Genomic DNA, 24,267 nt, shown 5'->3' on the forward strand with positions numbered 1-24,267 from the left:
CAACGACTTCGGCCATTGACTGTGCACGTGCCACCGGGGCCTGGTCCCGGTCACACTCCCGTCCCTCCACCACGCCGACGATGGCGTCCTCGCGCAAGGAGTCACGCATGACCAAGCCCCGTCGCTGGGCCCTCCTCACCGGAGCCGCGCTCGCGGTGAGCGCCCTGCTCGCCGGCTGTTCCGGGGGCGGTTCCGCCACCACCGGCTCGTCGTCCGACGAGATCAACTACGCGCTGCCGGCGAACTTCACGCCGAACTGGATCCTGCCGATCGGCACCGCCGCGCACCTCAACACCAACAACGGCTCGATCGCGCAGTCGCTGTACGAGCGCCTCATCGCCTACGACGGGTCGACCGGCAAGATCGGGTGGGACAAGCCGGGCTCCGTCGCCACCGCCGCGGACTTCGCGTCGGACAGCAAGAGCGTCACGATCACGCTCGGCGACCGGCACTGGTCCGACGGCAAGCCGATCACCAGCCGTGACGTCGAGTTCTGGTTCAACCTGATCAAGGCGAACGCGAAGGACTGGGGCTCGTACTCGGCCGGCAAGGCGCCGGACAACTGGACGTCCTTCAAGACCGTCGACGACACGCACTTCACGATCACGTTCGACAAGGCGTACAACAAGGACTGGATGCTCGCGAACCAGCTGAGCTACATCATCCCGCTGCCGCAGCACGCCTGGGACAAGACCAGCGCCTCCGGCCAGGTGAGCGACGCCGACCGCACCACGACCGGGGCGAAGCAGGTCTGGAAGTACCTCAACACCGCCGCGGGCAAGATCGCCGACTACGACTCGGACGACCTGTGGAAGACGATCTCCGGCCCCTACGGCCTGTCGTCGTTCACGACCGCCGGCAAGGTCCAGCTGACCGCGAACCCGAAGTACGACGGCGGTGAGAAGGCGTCGATCAAGACCGTCAACCTGCTGCCCTTCACCACCGCGGACGCCGAGACGAACGCCCTGCGCTCCGGTGCGGTCGACTACGGCTACATCAACGCCACCGACCTCGACCAGAAGGACTCCTTCACGTCGAAGGGCTACGAGGTCGACCCCTGGACCGGCTGGGCGATCACGTACATGCCGTACAACTTCAACAACCCGGACATGGGCGCCGTCTTCAAGCAGCTGTACGCCCGCCAGGCCGTGCAGATGTCGATCGACCAGAAGTCGCTGTCGAAGGTCGTCTTCAACGGCACCGCCACCTCCACCTACGGTCCGATCCCGCAGGCGCAGGAGTCCGACTACGTCTCCGACGTGCAGAAGGACAACCCGTACCCGTTCAGCACGAAGAAGGCCGCGGCACTGCTGACGAGCCACGGTTGGACGAAGCAGGGCGGCACCATGGTCTGCACCGACCCGGGCACCTCGTCCAGCCAGTGCGGCGAGGGCGTCGCGGCGGGCACGAAGTTCGCCATGAAGGTGCTCTCGCAGTCCGGCTCGACCGTCACCGACAACATGATGAGCGCCATCCAGTCGTCGCTCGAGAAGACCGGCATCGGCTTCTCGATCAAGACGGCCCCGGTGTCGAGTGTCCTGTCGCAGACCCCGACCTGCACCGCCGACGAGTCCAGCTGCGACTGGGACCTGTCCTTCTTCGGCACCGCCGGCAGCTGGTACTTCCCGGCCTACCCGACCGGTGAGTCGCTGTTCTCCACCGGTGGTTCGGCGAACTTCGGCAGCTACTCGAACAAGCAGGTCGACTCGCTCATCGACGCGACGACCACCTCCACCGACGCGAGTGCCGTGCAGGACTACAGCGCCGCGGTCGCGAAGGACCTGCCGGTGATCTGGCTGCCCAGCCCGGACTACCAGATCTCCGTCAAGAAGAGCGGCCTGACCGGGTTCGACCAGGACTCGCTCGCGAACTTCCACCCCGCCCAGTGGAAGTGGAGCAAGTAGCACCGTGACCACGGACGGCAGGCGCGGCGCGCGTCCGACGCGCACCGCGCCTCCCGTCCGCCCCACGTCCCGGACCCGACCATCGGAAGCAGCATGACCACTGCCCTCTACCTCACCCGCCGCGTCCTGCAGGCGCTCGCGGTGATCCTCATCGTCACGATCGTCGTGTTCTGCCTGCTGCACGCGCTGCCCGGCGGACCCGCCCGCGGCGTGCTCGGCGTCTCCGCGACCCCCGCCCAGATCGCCGCGTTCAACCAGGCACAGGGCCTCGACCAGGCGCTGCCCGTGCAGTACCTGCGGTTCCTCGGACGGCTGCTCACCGGCGACCTCGGCACCTCGTACACGCTCAACGAACCGGTCTCGCAGCTCATCCAGGAGCGCATCCCGAAGACCCTCGTCCTCACCGGACTCTCCGCCGTGCTCGGGATCGTCATCGCGATCCCGGTCGGCATGTGGCAGGCAGCGCGACGCAACGGCGCGATCGACTACGCCGCCACCGCCCTCGCGTTCGTCTTCTACTCGACGCCCGCGTTCTTCCTCGGCCTCGTGCTCATCATCGTGTTCAGCCAGCAGCTGCCGTGGCTGCCGTCGCAGGCGCCGAGCGGCACCACCCTCGCCGAGGTGTTCCAGCAGCCGGCCGGCCTCGTCCTGCCGGTGCTCACCGGCGCCCTCGCGATGATCGCCGTCTTCAGCCGGTACATGCGCGCGGCGACGCTGGAGAACCTGCAGGAGGACTACGTCCGCACCGCCCGCGCCGGGGGCTCGTCGACGGCGACGATCCTCCGCCGGCACGTCTTCCGGAACTCGCTGACGCCCGTCGTCGCGATGCTCGGCTACTACCTGCCGGTGCTGTTCGGCGGTGCGCTCGTCACCGAGCAGCTGTTCAACTACCCCGGCATGGGGCTGCTCTTCTGGAACGCGGCGCAGACGTCGGACTACCCGACGCTCCTCGGCTGCGTGCTCGTCATCTCCGTCGCCACCGTCGTCGGCACGCTCCTCGCCGACGTGGCACAGTCCCTGATCGACCCGCGAGTGAAGGCAGGCCGCGCATGACCACCGTCCAGTCCCTCATCGACACGTACCGGACGAGCACCGTGAAGGCAGGCCGTGCATGACCACCGTCCAACTCGCCCCCGAGACGCCCGGCGCACCGGTCACGGTCGCCGCCACCGGCTTCCGGCTGGCCGCCCGCCGTTTCCGACACAACACCCTCGCCGTCATCGGCCTGGTGGTGCTCGTCGTCATCGTGCTGTTCTGCTTCGTCGGCCCGTTCCTGTACCCGACCGACCAGACGCACACCATGCTCCAGCAGGCGAACCAGAGCCCCGGCGGCGCCCACCTGCTCGGCACCGACGCCGTCGGCCACGACGTCCTCGGTCGGCTGATGTACGGCGGCAAGGTGTCGCTCATGGTCGGCATCGCCGCCGGGATCCTGGCGACCGTCGTCGGCACGCTCTGGGGCTCGGTCGCCGGGTACGTCGGCGGCTGGGTCGACGCGGTGATGATGCGCATCGTCGACGCCGGCATCGCGATCCCGGCGCTGTTCATCCTGCTCGTCATCTCGGCGATCACCACCCCGGGCGTCTGGGGGCTCATCGTGATCCTCGGGTTCGTGTCGTGGCTGGTGCCCTCCCGGCTCATCCGCGCCGAGACCCTGACGCTGAAGAACCGTGACTTCGTGCTCACCCTCCGCGCCATCGGCGGCTCGCACGCCCGGGCCATCGGCCGGCACCTGCTGCCGAACTCGGTGTCGACCATCGTCGTCGCCGCGACGTTCCAGGTGGCCGACGCGATCCTCCTGGTCGCCTACGTCTCCTACCTGGGCCTCGGCGTGCAGCCGCCGGCGACGGACTGGGGCGGCATGCTCTCGGCGGGACTCACCGCCGCCTACTCCGGTCGCTGGTGGCTGATCGTGCCGCCAGGACTCGCCGTGATCCTCGTCGTCTGCGCGCTCAACGCCGTCGGCGACGGACTCCGGGACGCATTCGACGTGAAGGGCCGCGGATGACCGCCACCGAACCGATCCTCGCCGTCGACGACCTCGGCGTGCACTTCAGCACCGAGTCCGGCGACGTCCACGCCGTCCAGGGCGTCTCCCTGACCGTCGCACCGGGCGAGACCCTCGCGCTCGTCGGTGAGTCCGGCTCCGGCAAGTCCACCGTCGCGCTCGCCGCGATGGGGCTGCTCTCCGGCAACGCCACCGTCACCGGCAGCGCCGTCGTCGACGGACACCAGGTCGTCGGTGCCGCCGAACCGTCCCTCCGTGCCCTGCGCGGCCGGACCGTCTCGATGGTGTTCCAGGAACCCGCCACCGCCCTCGACCCGCTCACCCGGGTCGGGAAGCAGATCGCCGAGGTCATCCGGAACCACCGGCCGGTGTCCGCAGCCGCAGCCGCCGCCGAGGCCGTCGAACTCCTCCGCCGCGTCGGCATCCCGTCGCCCGAGGACCGCGCGAAGGCCTTCCCGTTCCAGCTGTCCGGTGGGCAGCGGCAGCGCGTCGTCATCGCGATGGCGATCGCCAACGAGCCCGCGCTCCTCATCGCCGACGAGCCGACCACCGCGCTCGACGTCACGGTGCAGGCCGAGATCCTCGAGCTGCTCCGGGCGCTCGCCGCCGACACCGGCACCGGCGTGCTGCTCGTCACCCACAACATGGGCGTCGTCGCGGACTTCGCCGACCGGGTCGCGGTGATGCTGCAGGGCTCGATCGTCGAGACCGGCGGTGTCGAGGACGTCCTGCTCCGGCCGCAGCACGAGTACACCGAGCGCTTGCTGGCCGCGGTGCCGCGCCTCCAGACCACCGCGTCGTCGGCGGAGCGGCCCGTGGTGACGGACCGACCGACGTCCGCCGACGAACCGGACGGGAGGCCCGCCTCCACCCCGGTGGTCGACCTGCGTGACGTGTCGGTCACCTTCGGCCGCGGCGCCCGCGCGGTGCACGCCCTGCGGGGCATCGACGTCGTCGTGCACGCCGGGGAGACCGTCGGCCTGGTCGGCGAGTCCGGCTCCGGCAAGTCCACCGCCGCCCGTGTCGCCCTCGGCCTGGTCCGCCCCACCGCCGGCAGCGTCCGGCTGTTCGGCTCCGACCTCCGCCGCACCCGGGGACGGGACCGCCTGGCCCTCCGCTCCGGCATCGGCGTCGTGCTGCAGGACCCGGTGGCCTCGCTCGACCCGCGGATGTCCGTCGGCGAGTGCATCGCCGAACCGCTCGCCATCCACCGTCGACGGACCTCGGCCGCCGACCGTCGTCGCCGGGTGGACGAGGTCCTGGACGCCGTCCGCCTGCCCCGCGCCCTGGCCACCCGTGCCCCGCGGGAGCTCTCCGGCGGGCAGCGGCAGCGCGTCAGCCTGGCCCGGGCGCTCGTGCTCGACCCGCGGCTGCTCGTGGCCGACGAACCGACCAGTGCCCTCGACGTCAGCGTGCAGGAAGCCGTCCTCGAGGTCCTCACCGACCTGCAGGCCGACCTGGGCTTCGCGTGCCTGTTCGTCTCGCACGACCTCGCCGTCGTGCAGCAGTTCGCCGAACGGGTCGTCGTGATGCGCGCCGGTGCGGTCGAGGAGCAGGGTGCGACCGGCGAGACCCTGCTGCACCCGACGACCGACTACACCCGACGCCTGCTCGCCGCCGTCCCCGTGCCCGACCCGGTGGTGCAACGGCAACGTCGGACCGAACGGCTGGCCTCGCTCGCCGCGGTGACCCCGTGAGTGCGGAGGTCCTCGCCGGCATCGACGTCGGGGGCACGAACACGAAGGTCCTCGTTGCCACCACCGACCTCGAGGTCCTCGACCGCATCGACCTGCCGACACCCGCACACGACGGCGGCGACGCGATCCTCGACGGGGCCGAGGCGGCGGTGCGCTCCCTGCTCGACCGGCACCGGGCCTCCCTGGCGGGTGTCGGGGTGGGCGCTGCCGGCGTCGTCGACCCGACCACGGGCACGGTGCTCGTCACCGCGAACTCGTTCACCGGCTGGGCCGGCTACGGCGTCACCGACGCCGTGACCGCACGGCTCGGGGTCCCGGCGACGCTCGACAACGACGTCAACGCGTTCCTCCTCGGCGAGGTCGCGGCCGGCGCCGTCGCGGGGGAGCCCGACGTGCTCGGCATGACCCTCGGCACCGGCGTCGGCGGGGCGCTCGTCCTCGGCGGCACCCTGTTCGGCGGCCCGCACGGTGCGGCCGGCGAGATCGGCCACGTCCCCGGGTTCGGCGACACCCCCTGCACCTGCGGGCAGCGCGGCCACCTCGAGACCGTCGCCGGCGCCCGCGGGATGGCGGACCGCTACGCGGCGCGCACCGGCCGACGCCTCGGCACCCACCAGGTCGCCGAGGCCGCACGCGCCGGCGACCCGGACGCCCAGGCCGTGTTCGCGACCGCCGGCTGGGGCGTCGCCCGGGCCGTCCTGCTCACCGCGGGGATCCTCGACGTGACGACGGTCGTCATCGGCGGCGGGGTCGCCCGGTCGTGGGACCTGCTCGCGCCGGCCATCGCGTCGGCGCTCGCGGACGAGCCGCCGGTCAGCGGAGCGGCGATCCGGGTCGAACCCTCCACGCTCGGGCCGGACGCCGTGGCGCTCGGTGCGGCGGCGCAGGTGCGGCGGCTCGTCGTCCCGGTGTGAGCCCCGCGCTGCTGAGCGCTCTCTGATCTGCCGGGCGGGACTCCCGGCACGCCAGCAGCACACAGCCTGAGAGGATCATCGGATGACCGACGCGCCCGCCCCGACGCCTGCCAGCCGGGAGTCGCCTGCCCTCCGGGAGCGCACGCCGACCGGCATCCTCGTCCGGACGCCCTACCCGCTCGCGACCATCGCGATCGCCCTCGGCACCGTGATCGTCATCACGATCGTCGGGTTCGTCCTCGGCGACGTCGACTTCGGTCTCGCACACGCGCTGAACTCCCTGCACACCGGGGCGCTCGGCGCGGTCACCACGGCGGTCTACCACGTCATCAGCCCGGCGCCGGCGATCGGCATCACCGTCGTCGTCACCGGGGTGCTCTGGGCCGTGCACCGTGACATCCGCCCGGCCGCCGCGTTCGCCGGGACGGTCGCGATCACCTGGGTGCCCTCGGACCTCGTCAAGGAACTCGTCCAGCGCCCCCGACCGGACACCGCGCTGCTGCCGCACCCGTTCGCGACACAGCCCGACCCGTCGTACCCGAGCGGGCACACCGTGTTCATCGTCGCCATCGTCATCGCGCTGACGTGGGTGCTCCGCGACACCCGGTGGCACACCCTCGCGGTGACGCTCGGCACCGTGGTCGTCGTGGTGGTCGTGCTCTCGCTCACCATCGACGCCGTGCACTACCCGACCGACACCGTCGCGTCCGTGGTGTGGGCGCTCGCGGTCGCCCCGGCCGCCCGGCTGGTCTGGGTGGACTGGGCGATGCCGCGCATCCCCGTCCTGCGCCGCCCGGCGCTGACCGCACGGCACTGACCCGGCGTCCCACCGCGGTGGGCTGCCCATCCGCGCGGGTTACGGTTCGGGGGTGACCTCCCTGCCATCCGACGACGCGCTGGCCCGACTGGCGGACGTCGTCCTCAGCGTCGCGCGGGAGCTCGACCCGACCGGACCGCGGGCCGTCGACGTGGTTCCGCTGACCGGCACCGAGGTCCTGGTGATGCGCTGGGTCGACACGAACCCGGGGACGACACCGAGCGCCACGGCGGACGCGACCGCACTCCGGCGGAGCAACCTCAGTGTCGCGCTCGGATCGCTCGTCGCGAAGGGCATGGTCGAACGAAGGGCGCACCCGGACGACGCCCGGACCGCACAGCTGTTCCCGACGGCACTCGCGGCCGAGAGCATCGGTCTGCTGCGGGCCCGGTGGGCGGAGACGCTCAGGACCGCCCTCGACGCGCAGGGCATCGACGCTGCGGGCGTGGTGTCCGCCGTCGGCCTGCTCGAGCGGCTGGAGGAGGGGCTCAGGCCGTCGCGCGACGGATGAGCTCGGCGACCGTCTGCTCGTCGACGTCGGAGAACTCCGGCGTCACCGCGAACGAGGTCGGCCAGAACGACCCGTCGTCCAGCGTCGCCGGGTCCTGGAACCCGAGCGTGGAGTAGCGCGCCTTGAACTTGGCGGCGTCCTGGAAGAAGAACACGACCGCGCCGTCCTTCGCGTACGCGGGCATGCCGTACCAGAGCTTCGGTGCCAGGTCGGGAGCCGCCTCGAGCGCGATGCGGTGGATGCGCTCCGCCAGGCCCCGGTCGGGTTCGGGCATCGCGGCGATCTTGTCGACCACGGCCTGGGCGTCGAGCGCGGCCTTCTCGGCCTTCGTCGTCCCACGCTTCCGGCTCGCCTTCACCTCGGCCGCGTGCTCGCGCATCGCGGCGCGCTCCTCGGCGGTGAACGTGGTCTCGGACGCGTCGTCGCGTGCTGCCATGGTGGGCTCCCTCGTCGGTGCGACCCACGGTAGCGTCGTGGCAGGCTCGGGTCCATGACCTACACCGCGGCCGACGACCGCTACGACTCGATGACCTACCGGCGGACCGGGCACTCGGGCCTCGACCTGCCGCTGCTCTCCCTCGGCTACTGGCACAACTTCGGCGACGACGTCCCGTTCGAGACCCAGCGTGCGGTGAGCCGCCGGGCGTTCGACCTCGGCATCACCCACCACGATCTGGCGAACAACTACGGCCCGCCCTACGGCGCCGCCGAGCTGAACTTCGGCAAGCTCATGCGCGAGGACTTCGCGCCCTACCGCGACGAGATGGTCGTCTCGACGAAGGCCGGCTGGGACATGTGGCCCGGTCCCTACGGCCAGGGCGGCGGCTCCCGCAAGTACGTCCTCGCCTCGCTCGACCAGTCGCTGCGCCGCACCGGCCTGGACTACGTCGACGTGTTCTACTCGCACCGGCTCGACTCCTCCACCCCGCTCGAGGAGACGATGGGCGCCCTGCACACCGCCGTCCAGCAGGGCAAGGCGCTGTACGTCGGGATCTCGTCCTACGACGCCGAGCGCACCCGCCAGGCCGCCGCGATCCTCCGCGACCTCGGCACGCCGCTGCTGATCCACCAGCCCTCCTACTCGATGCTGAACCGCTGGATCGAGACCGAGGGGCTGCTCGACGCGGCGGGCGAACTGGGCTTCGGCGTGATCGGGTTCACCGCCCTGGCGCAGGGCCTGCTCACCGGCAAGTACCTGGACGGCGTGCCCGAGGGCTCCCGTGCCGCGGCCGGGAAGTCGCTCGACCCGTCCTCGATCACCCCCGAGGTCGTCGAGCACCTGCGCGCACTCAACGCCGTCGCCGAGTCCCGCGGACAGACGATGGCGCAGCTCGCCCTGGCGTGGGCCCTGCGGGACGAGCGCGTCACGTCCCTGGTGATCGGCGCCTCCCGGGTGGAGCAGCTCGAGGACAACGTCGCGGCGCTCGCGAACACGTCGTTCTCGGACGACGAGCTCCGCACCATCGACGAGCACAGCGTCGGGATCACCGACGTCGACCTCTGGGCGGGTGCCCGCTCCGGCGAGGTCTCCTGACGGGAGGCCCGGCGCCGGTCCCTGGAGCGCACGCAAGTGTGATCAGCGAGTCGCGAGTTCGACACTTGGTACGCTAAGTGTCGAACTCGCGGCCGCGAGCTGACACGTGACTGACGAGCGGAGCACGACATGCCATGGCCCGCGATCGACTCCGAGGAACTGTGGTTCGAGTCCCGGTACGCCGGCTTCGGTGTCGCCGTCAGCCGGCGTGCCACCGTCGGGCACACCTACCGCGCCGCCGTCCCCCCGTTCATCGCAGACCTCGACCCGACGGTGTCCTCCGCGACCGCCGCAGTGGTCGACGAGGCAACAGAGGCGCTGGTCCGCTTCGATGCCGGGCTCGGCGGTGAGATCGCCGCCTTCGCGCCGCTGCTGATGCGTTCTGAAGCGGCCGCCTCGTCGCAGATCGAGCACCTGACCGCAAGTGCGCGCGCGGTCTTCACCGCCGAGCTCGGGGACACCTCCCGGCAGAACGCCGCCCAGATCGTCGCGAACACCCGGGCTGTGCAAGCTGCACTGGACCTGGCCGACGAGCTGACGACGGAGACCGTCCTGTCGATGCACGCCGCGTTGCTCGACGGCGACCCGAACCACGACGCCGGCACCTGGCGAGACGAGCCGGTCTGGATCGGCCGGTCCGCCGACTCTCCCGACGGCGCCGACTTCGTCGCGCCCCGAGCCGACCGCGTGCCGGGGCTCGTCGACGACGTCATGCGCTTCGCGCGTCGGACGGACCTGCCACGGCTCGTCCAGATCGCCGTCGTGCACGCCCAGTTCGAGACGGTCCACCCGTTCACGGACGGCAACGGCCGGACCGGACGGGCGCTCATGCAGGCGATGTTCCGAGGGACCGGCCTGACGCGGAACGTGACCATCCCCGTGTCCGCCGGGCTGCTCACCGACACTGCGGGCTACCACGCTGCGCTCGATGCCTACCGCGCTGGCGACGTCGAGGCGATCGTCACGGCCACGGCCGAAGCGTGCTTCCGTGCCGTGCAGAACGCGTCCGCCCTGGTCGACGACGTGCACGCCGTGCAGGAGCGCTGGCGGACGACGGTCCGGTCCCGCAGCGACTCCGCCGTCTGGCGCGTCCTCGAGGTCATCGCGCGACAGCCCGTCGTCACCGCCGGCACGCTCGCCGTCGCCCTCGGACCGGCCGTGAACGTCTACCGCGCCCTCGACACCCTGGTGGCAGCGGGAGTGCTGCGAGCGAAGTCCGAGTACTCGCTCCGGTCACGCGTGTACCGGAGCGACGAGGTCCTGGCGGCTCTCGACGCGTTCGCTGCCCGAGCCGGTCGTCGCGGCTGAGCCCGTCCTGACGGGAGGCCCGGCGCCGGTCCCTGGATGCGCCGTGCGTCCGGCGGGTACCCTGGACACGCAATCCAGCAACAACCGTGTATCTACCGGACGCCGGCACCCCGGCGGACAGCGGCGGCACCCGATGGGTCCGCTCCACACGAGTGGGCCGAGAAGGCACACCCCCACCATGCTCCAGGCGCGTTCCTCCGGCGCTTCCCTGATCGCCCTCGCCGGGCGGTCCTACTTCCCCATCGCCTTCGTGGCGCGACTGCCCTTCGCGATGATGGTCGTCGGCGTGCTGACGCTCGTCGTCGCCGCACGTGACTCGGTCGCCCTCGGTGGCATCAACTCGGCCTCGGTCGGCATCGGCTCCGCGCTGTTCGGGCCGCTCGTCGGTGCCGCCGCGGACAAGTACGGGCAGCGCGCCGTGCTCGTGCCCGTCGGCCTGGCCAACGCGGTGCTGCTCGGTGCGCTGCCGTTCGTCGTGCAGAGCAGCGCCCCCGACCTGGCCGTCCTGGCGATGTCGTTCCTCATCGGGGCGAGTGCGCCGCAGGTCGCGCCGATGTCCCGCACCCGGCTCGTCGCCATCATCCGGAACCGGATGGAACCGAAGCGGCACGAGCGTGTGCTCAGCGGCACGATGGCGTACGAGTCCGCCGCCGACGAGACGGTCTTCATCGTCGGACCGTTCCTGGTCGGCGTCCTGGCGAGCGCCATCGCGCCGTGGGTCGCCGTCGCCGGCGCCTCGGTCCTGACGTTCGTCTTCGTCACGGCGTTCGCCCTGCACCCGACCGGTCGTCTGACCCTCGGGCACGCGTCCGACCCGCGTCCGGCTCCGGCGCGCCAGCTGCTGCGGCCCCGACTGGTGGTCGTCGTCGTCGGCATCCTCGGCATCGGGTTCTTCTTCGGCTCGACGCTGACCGCGCTGACCGCGTTCATGGCCGACCACGGCGGGTCCTCGCGGGCCGGGCTGCTCTACGGCCTGATGGGCATCGGCTCGGCCGGGCTCGCGCTCGGTTCGGCGGCGTTCCCCCGGGCCTTCCGGCTCGGCTGGCGGTGGCTGCTCTTCGGCGTCGTGCTGCTCGGGTCGGCGATCGTCTTCGCCAGCGCGAGCTCCGTGCTGGCGGTCGGGATCGTCCTCGCCGTGATGGGGATCGGCATCGGCCCCACCCTGGTCACCCAGTACAGCCTGGGGTCCGACCGGTCGCCGGTGGGCCGCTCGGCGACCACGATGACCATCCTCGGTTCGGCGGTCATCGTCGGACAGTCGATCGCCAGTGCGGTCGTCGGCGAGGTCGCCGAACGCGCCGGCACCCCGGCCGCGATGGCGTTCCCGGCGTTCTCGGCCGCCGTCGTCGTGCTGGCGGGTGCGGCGAACCTGGTGCTGTCCCGCCGCGACGCGCTGCGCTGACGCCGCTCCGGCGTCACTCGGTGTCGTCGACCAGCAGGTCCTCGTGCCGGTAGTCGCCCGAGCGCAGGCCGGCGCGGGCGATCATGTGCGTGGACACCGGCACGAGTGCGAGCTGGAACACCATCGCCGGGATCACCATCCACAGCACGGACCAGGTCCACACCGCGACGACGACGGCCGCCAGGCAGCAGGCCAGCCCGAGCACCTGCGGCTTCGACATCGCGTGCAGTCGGACCAGCGGGTCGGGAAAGCGGACGATGCCGATCGCCGCACCGAGTGACAGCCCGGCGCCGACGAGCAGCAGTCCGAGCGCGATCCACGCCCGGATGCCGGCGTCGTCGAGGAACGCCTGCAGCATGTCGGTCATCTCGGTCATCGCTGGCCTCCTGCGGTGTGGCCCTCATCCGTGGCGTGTGCGTCGTCCGCCTGCCCGGCGACCGTGGCCTCATCGGCGGCCTCGGCGGCGTGCTCGGGGGTGGTGGCGTCCATGCCCTCGTCCTCGGGGTCGGTCGACGGGGTGACGGCGCGGGCGACGGCGACGGTCGCGAAGACGCTCGTGGCGGCGATCACGACCAGGACCGGCACGGCGCTCGGGTCCTGCCGCACGACGATCGCGGCGGCGATGACGAGCAGGACGGTGGTGAGCACCATGTCCGACCCGATCATCCGGTCGAGGATCGTCGGACCACGGACGATCCGCCCGACCGCCAGCACGAGGGTGGCACCGAGCAACGCCAGGACCAGGGCGATCCCGACGGCGAGGACGATCACGGCGGCGCTCACCGGACGACCTCGGGCAGCGGCTCGGACAGCTCGGAGACGTCCTGCGCGGAGCCGATCGCCCGGATCACGAGGGCCTCGATGCGCATGGCCTCCCGGCGGGCGTCGTCGACCTGCTCGACCCGTTCGGTGTCGAGCACGTGCAGCAGCAGGCGTCGGCGGCGCAGGTCCTCGTCGATGACGTAGGAGCCGGGGACGAGCGAGATCGCGATGGTGGACAGGGTGAAGGTCATCTCGGACGTGGTGTGCAACTGGACCAGGACGATCGAGCTCTTCCGGACCCCGCGCGGCCGGATCGCGACCCAGGCGACCCGGAAGGAGGCGACCACGACGTACCCGGCCCAGACGAGCAGGAACCAGACGACGTGCACGACCGAGAACCGGGCGGACAGCGGCACCGGCGGCAGCGGCAGCGACTGGGTGACGAGCAGGGCGACGACGACACCGCACAGCAGCGTCAGCGGGGTCCAGCTGCCCCAGAGCAGTGCCCACAGGACGGTGAGCCCGAGCACGAGCGGCACGTCGTACCGCCACGCCAGCGCCATCCGACGGGCGTTCGTGAACCGCTTGACGTCGCTCATCGGGCCGCACCGCCGAGGACGGCCTGCACGTACCGGTCGGGGGACTCGAGCGACTCGGCCGCCCGCGTCGCGTAGCCGTAGAGGGGGCCGGCCAGGACCGTCAGGGCCACCGAACCGAGCACGGCGATGGTGGTCACCGCGACGAGCATCGGCGGCAGCTTCGCCCGTGCCTCGTCGTTGGTCGGTGCGTTGCCGTGGCGGTGGGCGTCCGACCGTGTCGGGTCGTCGAGCGTCGCGACCGAGCCGTCGCCGGCCGGGGCGCGGACGACCGCAGCCGGCGTACCGGAGTCGGACGAGCCTCCTGTCCGACCGTCGGTCTCCGTCTCGGGGACCGTGACGGGCGCGGGTTCCGGCGCGCGCAGGTGCTCGTGCGGCTCGGCGACGCTGGCGTGCGGGGCGGCGGCCTCGGCCGCCGGCTTGGGCCGCCAGAAGGCCGCGTCCCAGACGCGCATCAGGGCGTACAGGGTCAGGAGGCTCGTCACGACCCCGGCACCGATCGTCACGTACGCGAGTGGCGAGCCGTCCTCGGCCGCGGCGCGGAACAGCCCGAGCTTGCCGATGAAGCCGGAGAACGGCGGGATGCCACCGAGGTTGAAGGCCGGGATCAGGTAGAGCGCTGCGAGCAGGGGAGCCGCCTTGAGCAGGCCGCCGAGCGAGCTCGTGGACGTGGTGCCGCCGACCCGTTCCATCAGCCCGGAGACCAGGAACAGGGTGGTCTGCACGACGATGTGGTGCACCGTGTAGAAGACCGCGGCCGCGGTGCCGACCACCGACCCGAGCCCGATGCCCATCACCATGAACCCGATGTGGCTGATGAGCGTGAAGGACAGCAGCCGTTTCACGTCGGTCTGCGACACCGCGCCGAGCACCCCGACCACCATCGTCAGGACGGCGACGACGAGCAGGACCCCGTTGAGCTGTGGGCCCGGGAAGATGATCGTCTCGAGCCGGATGATCGCGTAGATGCCGACCTTCGTGAGCAGACCCGCGAACACGGCGGTGACCGGGGCCGGAGCGGTCGGGTACGAGTCGGGCAGCCAGAACGCCAGCGGGAACACCGCGGCCTTGATGCCGAACCCGATGAGCAGCATGGTGTGCAGCAGCAGCTGGACGTGGTCCGGCAGCTCGGCCACCCGCTGGCTGATCTGCGCGATGTTCACGGTGCCGGTCGCGCCGTAGACCAGGCCGATGGCGGCGAGGAAGATCGACGACGCGATGAGGCTCGTGACGATGTACGTCGTGCCGGCGCGGACCCGCTGCACGCTGCCGCCGACGGTGATGAGCACGTAGCTCGCCACCAGCAGCATCTCGAACGCGACGTAGAGGTTGAACAGGTCGCCGGCGATGAACGAGTCGAGCACGCCCGCCGCCAGCACCAGGTAGGTCGGGTAGAAGATCGTGACCGGGGCGTCCTCGTCGTCGTCGGCCAGGCCCTGACCGATCGAGAACAGCAGGACGACGAGCAGCACCGAGCTCGACACGGTGAGGAGCAGGGCGCTCAACCGGTCGACCACGAGCGAGATGCCGTACGGCGCCTGCCAGCCGCCGACCTGCACGACGATCGTGCCGTGCCGGTCGACCAGGACCATGAGCGTGACGGCGACCGCGACGGCGATGACGAGCACCGCGACCGTGATGGCGCGCTGCAGCTGCTGGTGTCGGAGCAGCCCCAGGGCGACGGCGGCGCCGAGCAGCGGGACGAGGACCAGGAGCGGGACGAGGAAGGTCACGTGCGGGGCCTGCTCTCGGTCTCGTGCGGGGCGGTGTCGTGCGGGGCGGTGGCGTGTGGTGTCGTCTCGTGCGGGTCGTCCGCGTCCTCGGGGGACTTCGGGTCGTGCCGCCTCGGGCTGTCGTCCTCGGCGAGTTCGGGGTCGTCGTCGGCCGGGTCCTGGCGGTCGGTGCGGATCGCGACGTCGGCCTCGTCCACCTCGACCTCGTCGGCGCGGGACAGCCGCCACGATCGGTGGATGAGGGCGAGCAGGAACGCACTGACCGCGAAGGTGATGACGATCGCGGTGAGGGCGAACGCCTGGGGCAGCGGGTCGGTGATCCCGTCCGCCGTCTTGCCGATCGGCGGGTCACCCGCGGCGCCGGACATCGTCAGGAGCAGCAGGTTGAGGGCGTTGCCGAGCAGCAGGAACCCGAGCAGCATCCGGGTCAGGGAGCGTTCGAGGAGCAGGTAGACGCCGCACGAGAACAGCACGGCCATCGCGATGACGAGGACGAGGGTGACGGTCATGCGGGTCCCTCCAGGGTGTCGGCGGTGGGGACGCGGCGGTCCTCGAGGCGCTGGCGGTCGACCTCGGCCCCGAGCGAGCGGAGCACGTCGAGCACGAGTCCGACGACGACCAGGTACACGCCGATGTCGAAGAACGTGGCGGTGACGAACTCGACGTGGCCGAGGACGGGGACGGTGGCCTCGAAGAACTCGGAGTAGAGCGCGTCCTTGCCGAAGAACATCGGCGTGATCGCGGTGATGCCGGCCGTGGCGACGCCGAGGCCGAGCAGTCGGCCGGCACGGATCGGTGCCGCGGCCCCGAGCTCCGCCGGCCCGCCGGCCAGGTAGCGGGCAGCGAGGGCGATGCCGGCGACGAGCCCGCCGGCGAAGCCACCACCGGCCGAGTTGTGACCGGCGAAGAGCAGGTACACCGACAGCACGACCAGGCCGTGGAACAGCAGGCGCACGACGATGTCGAGCAGTGCCGAGCGTCCGGTCGGGATCGCCGCGCTGGTCGGCAGCCAGGCGCGCGGTTCGCCGTCGGCCCGGTCGTCCCCGCTCGCGACCGAGGACGGCATGTCCCGGAGCCGGGGCAGGGTGTCCTCGCGGGAGCGCACGAAGATCAGGCTCGCGACGCCGGTCGCCGCAGCGACGACGACGGTCAGCTCGCCGAGGGTGTCCCAACCGCGGAGGTCGACCAGGGCGACGTTCACGACGTTCAGGCCGTGCCCGAAGGAACTGGTCAGCGCCGGCAGGTCCGGCCAGAGCGGCTCGGCGGTGCGCGCGGACGCGGCGACGATGACCACGATCGCCAGGGTCAGCCCGGCGAGCGCGGCGAACAGTGCGCGGAGCACCCGGAAGCGCGACGGGTTGGCGGTGCCGATCCGCGGGGGCAGTCGGCGCAGCACCAGGACGAACGCGATGAGCGTGACGGTCTCGACGACGAGCTGGGTGAGGGCGAGGTCGACGGCGCCGTGCAGCAGGAACAGGATCGCGGTGCCGTACCCGGTCACGCCGACCAGGACGGCAGCGGCGAACCGGGTCTTCGCGGCGAGGACGGCGATCGCGGCCATCGCCATCACGACGACGACGGGCAGCTGGCCCCAGGAGTCGGCGAACCGGATGTGGAAGGCCCAGGGGCCGCCGACGACGAGGTTCGCCAGGGCACCGGCGACGAACACCGACAGGATCACGGTCAGGTAGTAGGGCAGCGAACCGCGCTGCAGGCTGGCTGTCAGCCAGGTCGCGAACCGGTCGAGGCCGCGCATCAGCCGTCGGTAGTTGGCGGAGGCGGACGGCGACCCGGCCAGGCGGTGCTGGACGGACTCGACCCGGGTGCGGAGCAGGAACAGGACGCCACCGCCGACCAGGGTCAGGGCGGAGATGCCGAGGGCCGGCTCGAACCCGTGCCAGAGCGCCAGGTGCGGGACCTCGGCGCTGCCGTGCCGGGCGGCCGTGGCGGCGGACTCGAACCCGTGCGCGACGAACGGGGTGGCGAGGCCGAGGACGAGCCCCGCGACGCCGAGGACGGTGGGGACGACCCAGAGCCCGTGCAGCGCGTGCGGCTCGGTCTGGGCCACCCCGGTCTTCCGGGCGAAGGTGCCCCAGAAGAACCGGCACGAGTACGCCACGGTCAGGACCGACCCGACGGTCACGCCGACGAGTGCGACCCAGGCCCAGCCGGCGTCGGTGCCGTGCAGTTCCTCGAGGAAGCCGCCGAGCACGGCTTCCTTCGCGACGAAGCCGATCAGCGGCGGGATCCCGGCCATCGACGCGAGGGCGAGCACCGCGACGACCGCCAGCCCGGGCAGTCGTCGACCGACCCCGCTGAGCTTCCAGAGGTCCCGGGTGCCGCTGACGTGGTCGACCGTGCCGACGACCAGGAAGAGCGTGGACTTGAACGTGGCGTGGGCGACGAGCAGGACGACCCCGCCGAGGGCGATCTCCGGCACGCCCCAGCCCGCGGCGAGCACGAGGAACCCGAGCTGGGCGACCGTGCCGTACGCCAGCAGCAGCTTGAGGTCGGTCTGCCGGAGTGCCCGGTACCCGCCGACGAGCATGCCGAGCACGCCGAGCACCGTGATGGTCTCGCGCCAACCGTCGAGCAGCGCGAACGCCGGGGCCAGCCGGGCGACCAGGTAGATGCCGGCCTTCACCATCGCGGCGGCGTGCAGGTACGCGCTCACCGGGGTCGGCGCGGCCATCGCGGCGGGCAGCCAGAAGTGGAACGGCACGATCGCCGACTTGGTCAGTGCGCCGACCAGGACGAGGATCACCGACACCGTGACCGCCGTGCCGGTCGGGGGCGCGGCGATGATGCCGGAGAGCGAGGTGGTGCCGGCGGCGACCGAGATGACGACGAGCCCGGCCAGCATCGCGAGTCCACCGGCCGTGGTGACGACGAGTGCCTGCATGGCGGCGGCCCGGCTCGCCCGCTTCACGGCGTCGTGCCCGATGAGCAGGTAGGAGAAGACCGTCGTGGCCTCCCACAGGACGAAGAGCACGATGACGTCGTCGGCGATCACCAGGCCGTACATGGACCCGGCGAACGCGGTCAGGACGCCGGCGAACCGACCGAGACCCGGCTCGTCGTCGGCGAAGTACGAGGCGCAGTAGACCAGCACGAGCGCACCGACCACGGTGACCACGAGGGCGAGCACCCAGGACAGGGCGTCCACCCGGAACGCCAGGTCGAGGGCGAGCTGCGGGATCCAGCGGACGCGTTCCGTGACGCCGTCACCGAGCGCCGGAGCGGTCTGGGTCAGCGTGAGGACCGCGGCGGCGGCGGGTGCGAGGGCGGCGACGAAGAAGACGCGACGCCCCAGCAGGGGAGTGAGTGCGGGGACGACGAGTGCGATGACGCCGAACGCGATGAGGACGGTGAACACAGGGGCACCTCCTCGGGGGTCGGGCTGCAGTCCGGCTCTCTTGGTACCTCACAGCCTACGGAGAGCCGCATGAGCAGATCCTGTGCGAGCGGACAGGGTCCGTCGCGATGGTCCAGACTGCCTCCGACTCTGCCCGCTCGCCGGCAGGACTGCCCGGCCCGGTTCAGTCCTCGTACGCGCGCGACGGGATCTGGGTCGCGAGCTTGCCGCCGGACACGTCGAGCAGCGTCCCCGTCACGTACCCCGCCAGGTCGCTCGCCAGGAACAGCAGCACGTCCGCGACGTCGTCCGGCGTCTCCCACCGCCGGATCGACAGGGTGTCGAGCAGCCGGTCCTGGTCGGCGGTCGGCATGGTCGCGAAGCCGTTCATCGCGGTCGGCACCATCCCCGGCGCGTACGCGTTCACGGTGATGCCCCACGGCCCGAGCTCGGACGCCAGGACCCGGGTGAACTGCACGACGGCCGCCTTCGACGCCGCGTACGCCGCACTGCCGACGCTCGGCACGATCGCCGCGAAGGACGCCGCGTTGATGATCCGGCCGCGCCCCGCCCGCTGCATCACCGGCGCCACCGCCTGGCTCATGAGGAAGGTGCCGCCGAGGTTCACGTCCATGCACCGCCGCCAGGCGTCCCACTCCAGGTCCGCCACCCGGCCCTCGACGTTGATGCCCGCGTTGTTGACGAGGACGTCGACCGTGCCGTGCCGGGCGACGACCGCGTCGACGGCGGCGCGCACCGACGCCGGGTCGGTGACGTCGCAGGCGAGCACCTCGAGCGCGTGGGCCTCGACAGCGGGGGTCCCGACACCGGGGGCCCCGACTGCGTGGGCACCGTCGGGGACGCTGGGCGGGCCTCCCGGCTGGTCGTCCGCCCCGCGGTCCGCGAGCGCCGCGGCCAGGTCGAGCGCGACCACGTGCGCGCCCTCCCGTCGGAACCGCTCCGCGATGGTCCGGCCGATCCCGCGGGCGCCGCCGGTGACGACCACCACCCGGTCGCTGAGGTCGAGGTGCATCGTCGCTCCTTCGGGGCGTCCGTCGACGCCGACGCGTCTACTGTCCCACCCATGACGGACGAGCGCACAGCAGACCGGAGCACGACGGACGACCGCGTCCTCTGGGTCACCGGCGGTGGCAGCGGCATGGGGGCTGCGGCCGCGCAGGTGGCGGCCCGGTCGGGCTGGAGGCTCGTCCTCAGCGGCCGTCGCACCGAGCGTCTCGAGGCGGTCGCCGCCGGCATCCGCGCCGAGGGCGGCACCGCGGAGGTCCTGCCCCTCGACGCCACCGACCCCGAGGCCGTGACCGCGGCCCGGGACACCCTCCTCGAACGCCACGGGCGGATCGACGGACTCGTGCTGTCCGCCGGGCTGAACTCGCCGCGGCGGCGCTGGGACGACCAGAGCATGACGGACCTCCGCGCCGTGATCGACACCAACCTGACCGCGGTGGTGCAGGTCGTCGACGCGGCCCTCCCCGCGCTCCGACGGTCCGGCGGGGTCGTCGTCGTGGTGTCCTCGTACGCCGGGTGGTCGTCGCAGCCGGGAGCCGGGGTGGCGTACTCGGCGAGCAAGACCGCGCTCGGTCCCGTCGTCCGCACGCTCAACCAGCAGGAGGCGCAGCACGGCGTCCGCGCCACGCACCTGTGCCCGGGCGACGTCGCGACGGACTTCCTCGAGCAGCGCCCGAGCGTGCCGGACGCCGCGGCCCGGGCGGTCATGCTCACGCCCGAGGACGTCGGTCGAGCGATCGGCTTCGTGCTCTGCGCTCCGGCACACGTGCGGATCGACGAGCTCGTGCTGTCACCGGTGTCGCAGCACTGACGACCGGGCCGGGGACCGCACCGGCGCGCGGCCTGCTCGTCGACCTGAGATGATCGACAGCGGCGCGTCAGGCTCGTGCCGCGGAGGGTGAGCAGTGGACGCAGCAGAACAGGTGGTGCTGCAGCTCGTCGGCACCCCGTGGGCGTTCCTGGTCGTCGGCCTCGTGCTCGCCGTCGGCAGCATCGCGGTCTTCCTGCCCAGCCAGGCCATGGTCGTCGCGATCGGCACGCTCCTGGTCGGCGGTGACGGTAGGCTGCTGCCGGTGCTGCTCCTGGTCGTCGCGGCCACGGTCGGCATGGTGCTCGGCGACCTGGCGCTCTACCGATTGGCCCGGTCGTTCGACCTCGGCTCGAAGTCCTGGTTCGCCCGGCCGAAGGTCCGGAAGGCCCGGGAGTCGATCGACGAGCGGTACCGCGCGGCCCCGGGGCGCATCGCGGTCCTCGGACGCTTCATCCCGATGGGTCGGCTGACGACGAACCTTGTCGGTGCCGACAGCGGGCTCGACCTCCGTCGGTTCCTGCTCAGCTGCGCGCTCGCCGACGTCGTGTGGGCCGCGTACTGCGTCGGGATCGCCGCAGCGACCGGACACTGGAGCCGGGAGCAGCCGTTCCTCGTGACCGTGCTCGCGGTCGTGGCGTCGATCCTGCTCGGCCTGGGGATCTCGGCGATCGAGAAGGCCGTGCGGCGACGCAGCGAGGCGGCGGCCGCGGCGGTCTGATCCGTCCCCGGTGCCCGCGCACTAGCGTGGTCGCACCGTCCGAAGGAGCACCCGTGCCGAGCCTCACCGACCTCGTCCCCGACCCCGCCGCGCTCGAGACCCTGCACACCGGCAGCACCTGGGCCGAGGGGCCGTGCTGGGTCCCCACGACCCGGACACTGCGGTGGTCCGACATCCCGGGGGACCGCGTCCTGCAGTGGTCGGCGGCCGACGGCTCCGTGTCGGTGTACGCCCAGGGCGTCGAGTTCACCAACGGCCGGACGCTCGACCACGACGGCTCGGTGGTGCAGTGCTCGCACGGACGACGGCGGGTCGAGCGTGACCGGGACGGCGTCGTCACCCCGATCACGACCCGGTGGGGTGCGGTCGCGTACAACTCCCCGAACGACGTCGTCGTCGCCCGGGACGGCAGCGTCTGGTTCACCGACCCGGCCTACGGCATCACGCAGCCGCGCGAGGGGCACCCGGGCGAGCGGGAGTACGGCGACCACTGGGTGTTCCGCTGCGGCCCGGACGGCGAGGACCTGCGCCCGGTCGTCCTCGACGTCGACGAGCCGAACGGCCTGGCGTTCTCACCCGACGAGCGGGTGCTGTACGTGGCGAGCTCGGACGGCGACCGCCCGGTGATCCGCGCCTACGACGTCGACACGGACGGTCCGGCCGCCCCCGGCGTCCCCGGGGTGCGGGTGAAGAACGGCCGCGACCTGGTGCGCTTCGCCCCGGGCGAGGGCGTGCCCGACGGCCTCCGGGTGGACGAGGACGGGCGGATCTGGACCTCGGCGGCGGTCGGGGTGTTCGTGCACGAGCCGGACGGCACCCGGATCGGCGTCATCCCGGTGCCCGAGACCGTCGCGAACCTCTGCTTCGGCGGCGACGACGGCCGCGACCTGTTCGTCACGGCGACGACCTCGGTGCACCGCATCCGGACCACCACCCGGGACGCCGCCCGCCGCTGACGTATCCTGACTCGGCCATGCAGTGCGACTACTTCGACCGCGGGGTCTGCCGGTCGTGCACCCTGATGGGTCAGCCATACGGAGACCAGGTCCTCGACAAGGAGCTCCGTACCCGCGAACTCCTGCACGACGCCGTCGACGCGGCCGGCGGCCCGGGGGCGGTGGAGTGGCTGCCGGCGGTCACCAGCCCCGAGTCCGGCTACCGCAACAAGGCGAAGATGGTCGTCGGCGGCACGGTGCAGCAGCCCACCGTCGGGATCCTCGACGAGCGGCAGCGCGGGGTCGACCTGCGGCACTGCGGCATCTGCACGCCGGGCATCCAGCACGCGCTGCCGGTCCTGGCCGACTTCATCGCGTCCGCCGGGCTGATGCCGTACGACGTCCGGCAGCGCCGTGGTGAGCTGAAGTACGTGCTCGTCACCGAGTCGCCCGACGGCGAGCTGATGGTGCGGTTCGTGCTCCGCAGCGAGGGGCAGCTGCCGCGCCTGCGCGACCGGCTCGGCGAGCTCCGCCGGGTCCTGCCGCAGGCCGTCGTGGTCACCGCGAACCTGCTGCCCGAGCACAAGGCGGTGACCGAGGGGGACCGGGAGGTCGTCCTCACCGAGCAGCAGACCCTGCCGATGCGCCTGGGGCCGGTGACGATGCACCTGCGCCCGCAGAGCTTCTTCCAGACGAACACGTCCGTCGCGACGCAGCTGTACGCGCAGGCGTCGGCGTGGATCGACGAGGTCGGCCCGGCCTCGATGTGGGACCTGTACTGCGGCGTCGGCGGGTTCGCGCTGCACGCCGCACGTCCGGGTCGCTCGGTCACCGGCATCGAGACCAGCCGCGAGGCGATCGTGTCCGCGAAGCAGTCCGCCCGCGAGGCCGGCCTGACCGACGTCCGCTTCGCCGCCGACGACGCCACCGCCCACGCGCTGCGCGCCCGCCCCGGTACCGCCCCGGAACTCGTCGTCGTCAACCCGCCGCGGCGCGGCATCGGCGCCGAACTCGCGGGCTGGTTCGAGACGTCCGAGGTCCGGCACGTCGTCTACTCCAGCTGCAACCCGGTGACGCTCGCCCGCGACCTCGCGGTGATGCCCTCGTTCCGGCTGCGGCGCGTCCGTGTGCTCGACATGTTCCCGCAGACGGGGCACCTCGAGGCCGTCACGCTGCTGTCGCGGGACTGACGGACGGGAGGCGCGGTGCGGGCCCGCCCCGCGCCTCCCGTCCGTCGTCGGGTCGCCGGGTCCACGATTGCCAGGGAACTCGGAAGGTCGTGTACCCGGGTACGTGCGATCGCCGCGCCCATGGGCATCGCGACGTACAGGGTCGGTCCGGGGTACATAGCACTACTGGGTAGAACCGTTGGTCTCAGTTTGATAACGAGCGTGAGTTTCCTATGGTGGCCCACCGTGACGCCGGCGCGGAGGCTGCCCCCGGCGACACCATCAGACTGACCGCGATCGGTCGGGGTGGGCAGCCGACGTCGGGAACGACGACGCGACCCCGGTGGAGCAACGACATGAAGAACCACACCCGAACTCGCGCCCTCGTCGGCGGACTCGCCTTCGCCGGCATCGCCGCAACGGGCGTCGGTCTCGCGGCTGCACCGGCCAGCGCGGCCGACGGCTCGACCTGGGACGCCCTGGCGGCCTGCGAGTCCAGCGGCAACTGGGCCGCGAACACCGGCAACGGCTACTACGGCGGACTGCAGTTCACGCAGAGCACCTGGACCGCCAACGGCGGCACGGGCAGCCCGGCCGGCGCGAGCCGTTCGACGCAGATCGCCGTGGCCGAGAACGTCCTCGCCTCGCAGGGCTGGGGCGCCTGGCCCGCCTGCTCCGCGAAGCTCGGCCTGAGCGGCACGAGCGGCGCGGCCCCGGCGCCCGTCGCCCAGCCGGCGGCTCCGGCTCCGGCTCCGCAGGCGGCGGCCCCGGCGGCACCGACCCGTCAGGCGGCTCCGGCACCGCAGGCCACGGCACCGAAGGCCGTCGCGAGCACGCCGGCTCCGTCGGCGACCGCGACCAAGCCGGCCGCCGTCCCGACCAGCGGCAAGACCTACAAGGTGGCCTCGGGCGACACGCTCGACACCATCGCGACGAAGCTCGGCGTCGAGGGCGGCTGGAAGCAGCTGTGGGCGGCGAACACGTCGACCGTCGACGACGCGAACCTCATCTACGCAGGACAGACCCTGCAGCTCCCGGCCTGACGCCCAGCCTCTCGCGCTGAGCGT

General features: G+C 72.2%; 23 protein-coding genes. 15 read left to right on the plus strand and 8 right to left on the minus strand.

Going from position 1 to position 24,267, the window contains the following annotated elements; genetic code table 11:
• Positions 1 to 107: 107 nt before the first annotated feature.
• From SOM35_RS03900 to SOM35_RS03930, 7 genes are all read left to right on the plus strand, one after another.
• A complete protein-coding gene (locus SOM35_RS03900; RefSeq protein ID WP_221849766.1) occupies positions 108 to 1,904 on the plus strand; it encodes a peptide ABC transporter substrate-binding protein in 1,797 nt (598 codons plus the stop codon).
• Positions 1,905 to 1,997: 93 nt separating this feature from the next.
• The gene (locus SOM35_RS03905; RefSeq protein WP_221849767.1) at positions 1,998 to 2,957 is read left to right on the plus strand and encodes an ABC transporter permease; all 960 of its coding nucleotides are present in this window, start codon (positions 1,998 to 2,000) and stop codon (positions 2,955 to 2,957) included.
• A 58-nt stretch (positions 2,958 to 3,015) separates the two neighbouring features.
• The gene (locus SOM35_RS03910) at positions 3,016 to 3,912 is read left to right on the plus strand and encodes an ABC transporter permease (RefSeq protein ID WP_111075187.1); all 897 of its coding nucleotides are present in this window, start codon (positions 3,016 to 3,018) and stop codon (positions 3,910 to 3,912) included.
• The gene (locus tag SOM35_RS03915) at positions 3,909 to 5,609 is read left to right on the plus strand and encodes an ABC transporter ATP-binding protein (RefSeq protein WP_320514456.1); all 1,701 of its coding nucleotides are present in this window, start codon (positions 3,909 to 3,911) and stop codon (positions 5,607 to 5,609) included. The genes SOM35_RS03910 and SOM35_RS03915 overlap by 4 nt, the downstream gene beginning before the upstream one ends.
• Positions 5,606 to 6,523, plus strand: coding sequence for an ROK family protein (locus tag SOM35_RS03920; protein WP_320514457.1), 918 nt, complete (start codon positions 5,606 to 5,608; stop codon positions 6,521 to 6,523). Before SOM35_RS03915 ends, SOM35_RS03920 begins: the two co-directional genes overlap by 4 nt.
• Before the next feature lie 82 nt (positions 6,524 to 6,605).
• Entirely contained in the window at positions 6,606 to 7,340 is a 735-nt protein-coding gene (locus tag SOM35_RS03925; protein ID WP_320514458.1) for a phosphatase PAP2 family protein, read from the plus strand.
• A 52-nt stretch (positions 7,341 to 7,392) separates the two neighbouring features.
• Positions 7,393 to 7,851, plus strand: coding sequence for a MarR family winged helix-turn-helix transcriptional regulator (locus SOM35_RS03930; protein WP_320514459.1), 459 nt, complete (start codon positions 7,393 to 7,395; stop codon positions 7,849 to 7,851).
• Here the strand turns inward: SOM35_RS03930 and SOM35_RS03935 are convergent.
• A complete protein-coding gene (locus SOM35_RS03935; RefSeq protein ID WP_221849771.1) occupies positions 7,829 to 8,287 on the minus strand; it encodes an iron chaperone in 459 nt (152 codons plus the stop codon). The genes SOM35_RS03930 and SOM35_RS03935 overlap by 23 nt on opposite strands.
• A gap of 54 nt (positions 8,288 to 8,341) precedes the next feature.
• On the opposite strand from SOM35_RS03935, the gene mgrA reads away from it, so the two are divergent.
• The 3 genes from mgrA (at position 8,342) to SOM35_RS03950 (ending at position 12,095) form a co-directional block, all read left to right on the plus strand.
• Positions 8,342 to 9,385 (plus strand): L-glyceraldehyde 3-phosphate reductase, encoded by a 1,044-nt coding sequence (gene mgrA, locus SOM35_RS03940; RefSeq protein WP_320514460.1) that lies wholly within the window; start codon positions 8,342 to 8,344, stop codon positions 9,383 to 9,385.
• A 129-nt stretch (positions 9,386 to 9,514) separates the two neighbouring features.
• The gene (locus SOM35_RS03945; RefSeq protein ID WP_320514461.1) at positions 9,515 to 10,693 is read left to right on the plus strand and encodes a Fic family protein; all 1,179 of its coding nucleotides are present in this window, start codon (positions 9,515 to 9,517) and stop codon (positions 10,691 to 10,693) included.
• Between the two features lie 178 nt (positions 10,694 to 10,871).
• Positions 10,872 to 12,095, plus strand: a complete 1,224-nt coding sequence (locus tag SOM35_RS03950; RefSeq protein ID WP_320514462.1) for an MFS transporter — start codon at positions 10,872 to 10,874, stop codon at positions 12,093 to 12,095.
• Between the two features lie 13 nt (positions 12,096 to 12,108).
• On the opposite strand, the gene mnhG is transcribed toward SOM35_RS03950, so the two are convergent.
• The 7 genes from mnhG to SOM35_RS03985 all read right to left on the minus strand — a co-directional run bounded on the left by mnhG (position 12,109) and on the right by SOM35_RS03985 (position 19,574).
• The gene (mnhG, locus tag SOM35_RS03955) at positions 12,109 to 12,471 is read right to left on the minus strand and encodes a monovalent cation/H(+) antiporter subunit G (RefSeq protein WP_111075178.1); all 363 of its coding nucleotides are present in this window, start codon (positions 12,469 to 12,471) and stop codon (positions 12,109 to 12,111) included.
• Positions 12,468 to 12,878, minus strand: a complete 411-nt coding sequence (locus tag SOM35_RS03960) for an MrpF/PhaF family protein (protein ID WP_181439275.1) — start codon at positions 12,876 to 12,878, stop codon at positions 12,468 to 12,470. The genes mnhG and SOM35_RS03960 overlap by 4 nt, the downstream gene beginning before the upstream one ends.
• Positions 12,875 to 13,456, minus strand: coding sequence for a Na+/H+ antiporter subunit E (locus SOM35_RS03965; protein WP_320514463.1), 582 nt, complete (start codon positions 13,454 to 13,456; stop codon positions 12,875 to 12,877). The genes SOM35_RS03960 and SOM35_RS03965 overlap by 4 nt, the downstream gene beginning before the upstream one ends.
• Positions 13,453 to 15,186, minus strand: coding sequence for a Na+/H+ antiporter subunit D (locus SOM35_RS03970; protein WP_320514464.1), 1,734 nt, complete (start codon positions 15,184 to 15,186; stop codon positions 13,453 to 13,455). Before SOM35_RS03970 ends, SOM35_RS03965 begins: the two co-directional genes overlap by 4 nt.
• Positions 15,183 to 15,695, minus strand: a complete 513-nt coding sequence (locus tag SOM35_RS03975; protein WP_320514465.1) for a Na(+)/H(+) antiporter subunit C — start codon at positions 15,693 to 15,695, stop codon at positions 15,183 to 15,185. The genes SOM35_RS03970 and SOM35_RS03975 overlap by 4 nt, the downstream gene beginning before the upstream one ends.
• Positions 15,692 to 18,562 (minus strand): Na+/H+ antiporter subunit A, encoded by a 2,871-nt coding sequence (locus SOM35_RS03980; protein ID WP_320514466.1) that lies wholly within the window; start codon positions 18,560 to 18,562, stop codon positions 15,692 to 15,694. The genes SOM35_RS03975 and SOM35_RS03980 overlap by 4 nt, the downstream gene beginning before the upstream one ends.
• Positions 18,563 to 18,725: 163 nt before the next feature.
• Complete coding sequence (locus SOM35_RS03985; protein WP_320514467.1) at positions 18,726 to 19,574, minus strand: SDR family NAD(P)-dependent oxidoreductase; 849 nt, start codon at positions 19,572 to 19,574, stop codon at positions 18,726 to 18,728.
• A gap of 51 nt (positions 19,575 to 19,625) precedes the next feature.
• Between SOM35_RS03985 and SOM35_RS03990 the strand changes: the two genes are divergently transcribed.
• The 5 genes from SOM35_RS03990 (at position 19,626) to SOM35_RS04010 (ending at position 24,243) form a co-directional block, all read left to right on the plus strand.
• Positions 19,626 to 20,378, plus strand: a complete 753-nt coding sequence (locus tag SOM35_RS03990; protein WP_253466328.1) for an SDR family oxidoreductase — start codon at positions 19,626 to 19,628, stop codon at positions 20,376 to 20,378.
• A 94-nt stretch (positions 20,379 to 20,472) separates the two neighbouring features.
• A complete protein-coding gene (locus SOM35_RS03995; protein WP_320514468.1) occupies positions 20,473 to 21,096 on the plus strand; it encodes a DedA family protein in 624 nt (207 codons plus the stop codon).
• A gap of 53 nt (positions 21,097 to 21,149) precedes the next feature.
• Positions 21,150 to 22,052, plus strand: a complete 903-nt coding sequence (locus SOM35_RS04000; protein ID WP_320514469.1) for an SMP-30/gluconolactonase/LRE family protein — start codon at positions 21,150 to 21,152, stop codon at positions 22,050 to 22,052.
• 17 nt (positions 22,053 to 22,069) lie between these two features.
• On the plus strand, positions 22,070 to 23,221 hold the full coding sequence (gene rlmC, locus SOM35_RS04005; RefSeq protein WP_320514470.1) for a 23S rRNA (uracil(747)-C(5))-methyltransferase RlmC: 1,152 nt from the start codon (positions 22,070 to 22,072) through the stop codon (positions 23,219 to 23,221).
• A 335-nt stretch (positions 23,222 to 23,556) separates the two neighbouring features.
• Entirely contained in the window at positions 23,557 to 24,243 is a 687-nt protein-coding gene (locus tag SOM35_RS04010; RefSeq protein WP_111075285.1) for a LysM peptidoglycan-binding domain-containing protein, read from the plus strand.
• Positions 24,244 to 24,267 lie beyond the last annotated feature (24 nt).

The organism is Curtobacterium sp. CFBP9011 (assembly GCF_034045095.1).
In the GTDB taxonomy this organism is placed as follows: Bacteria; Actinomycetota; Actinomycetes; order Actinomycetales; family Microbacteriaceae; genus Curtobacterium.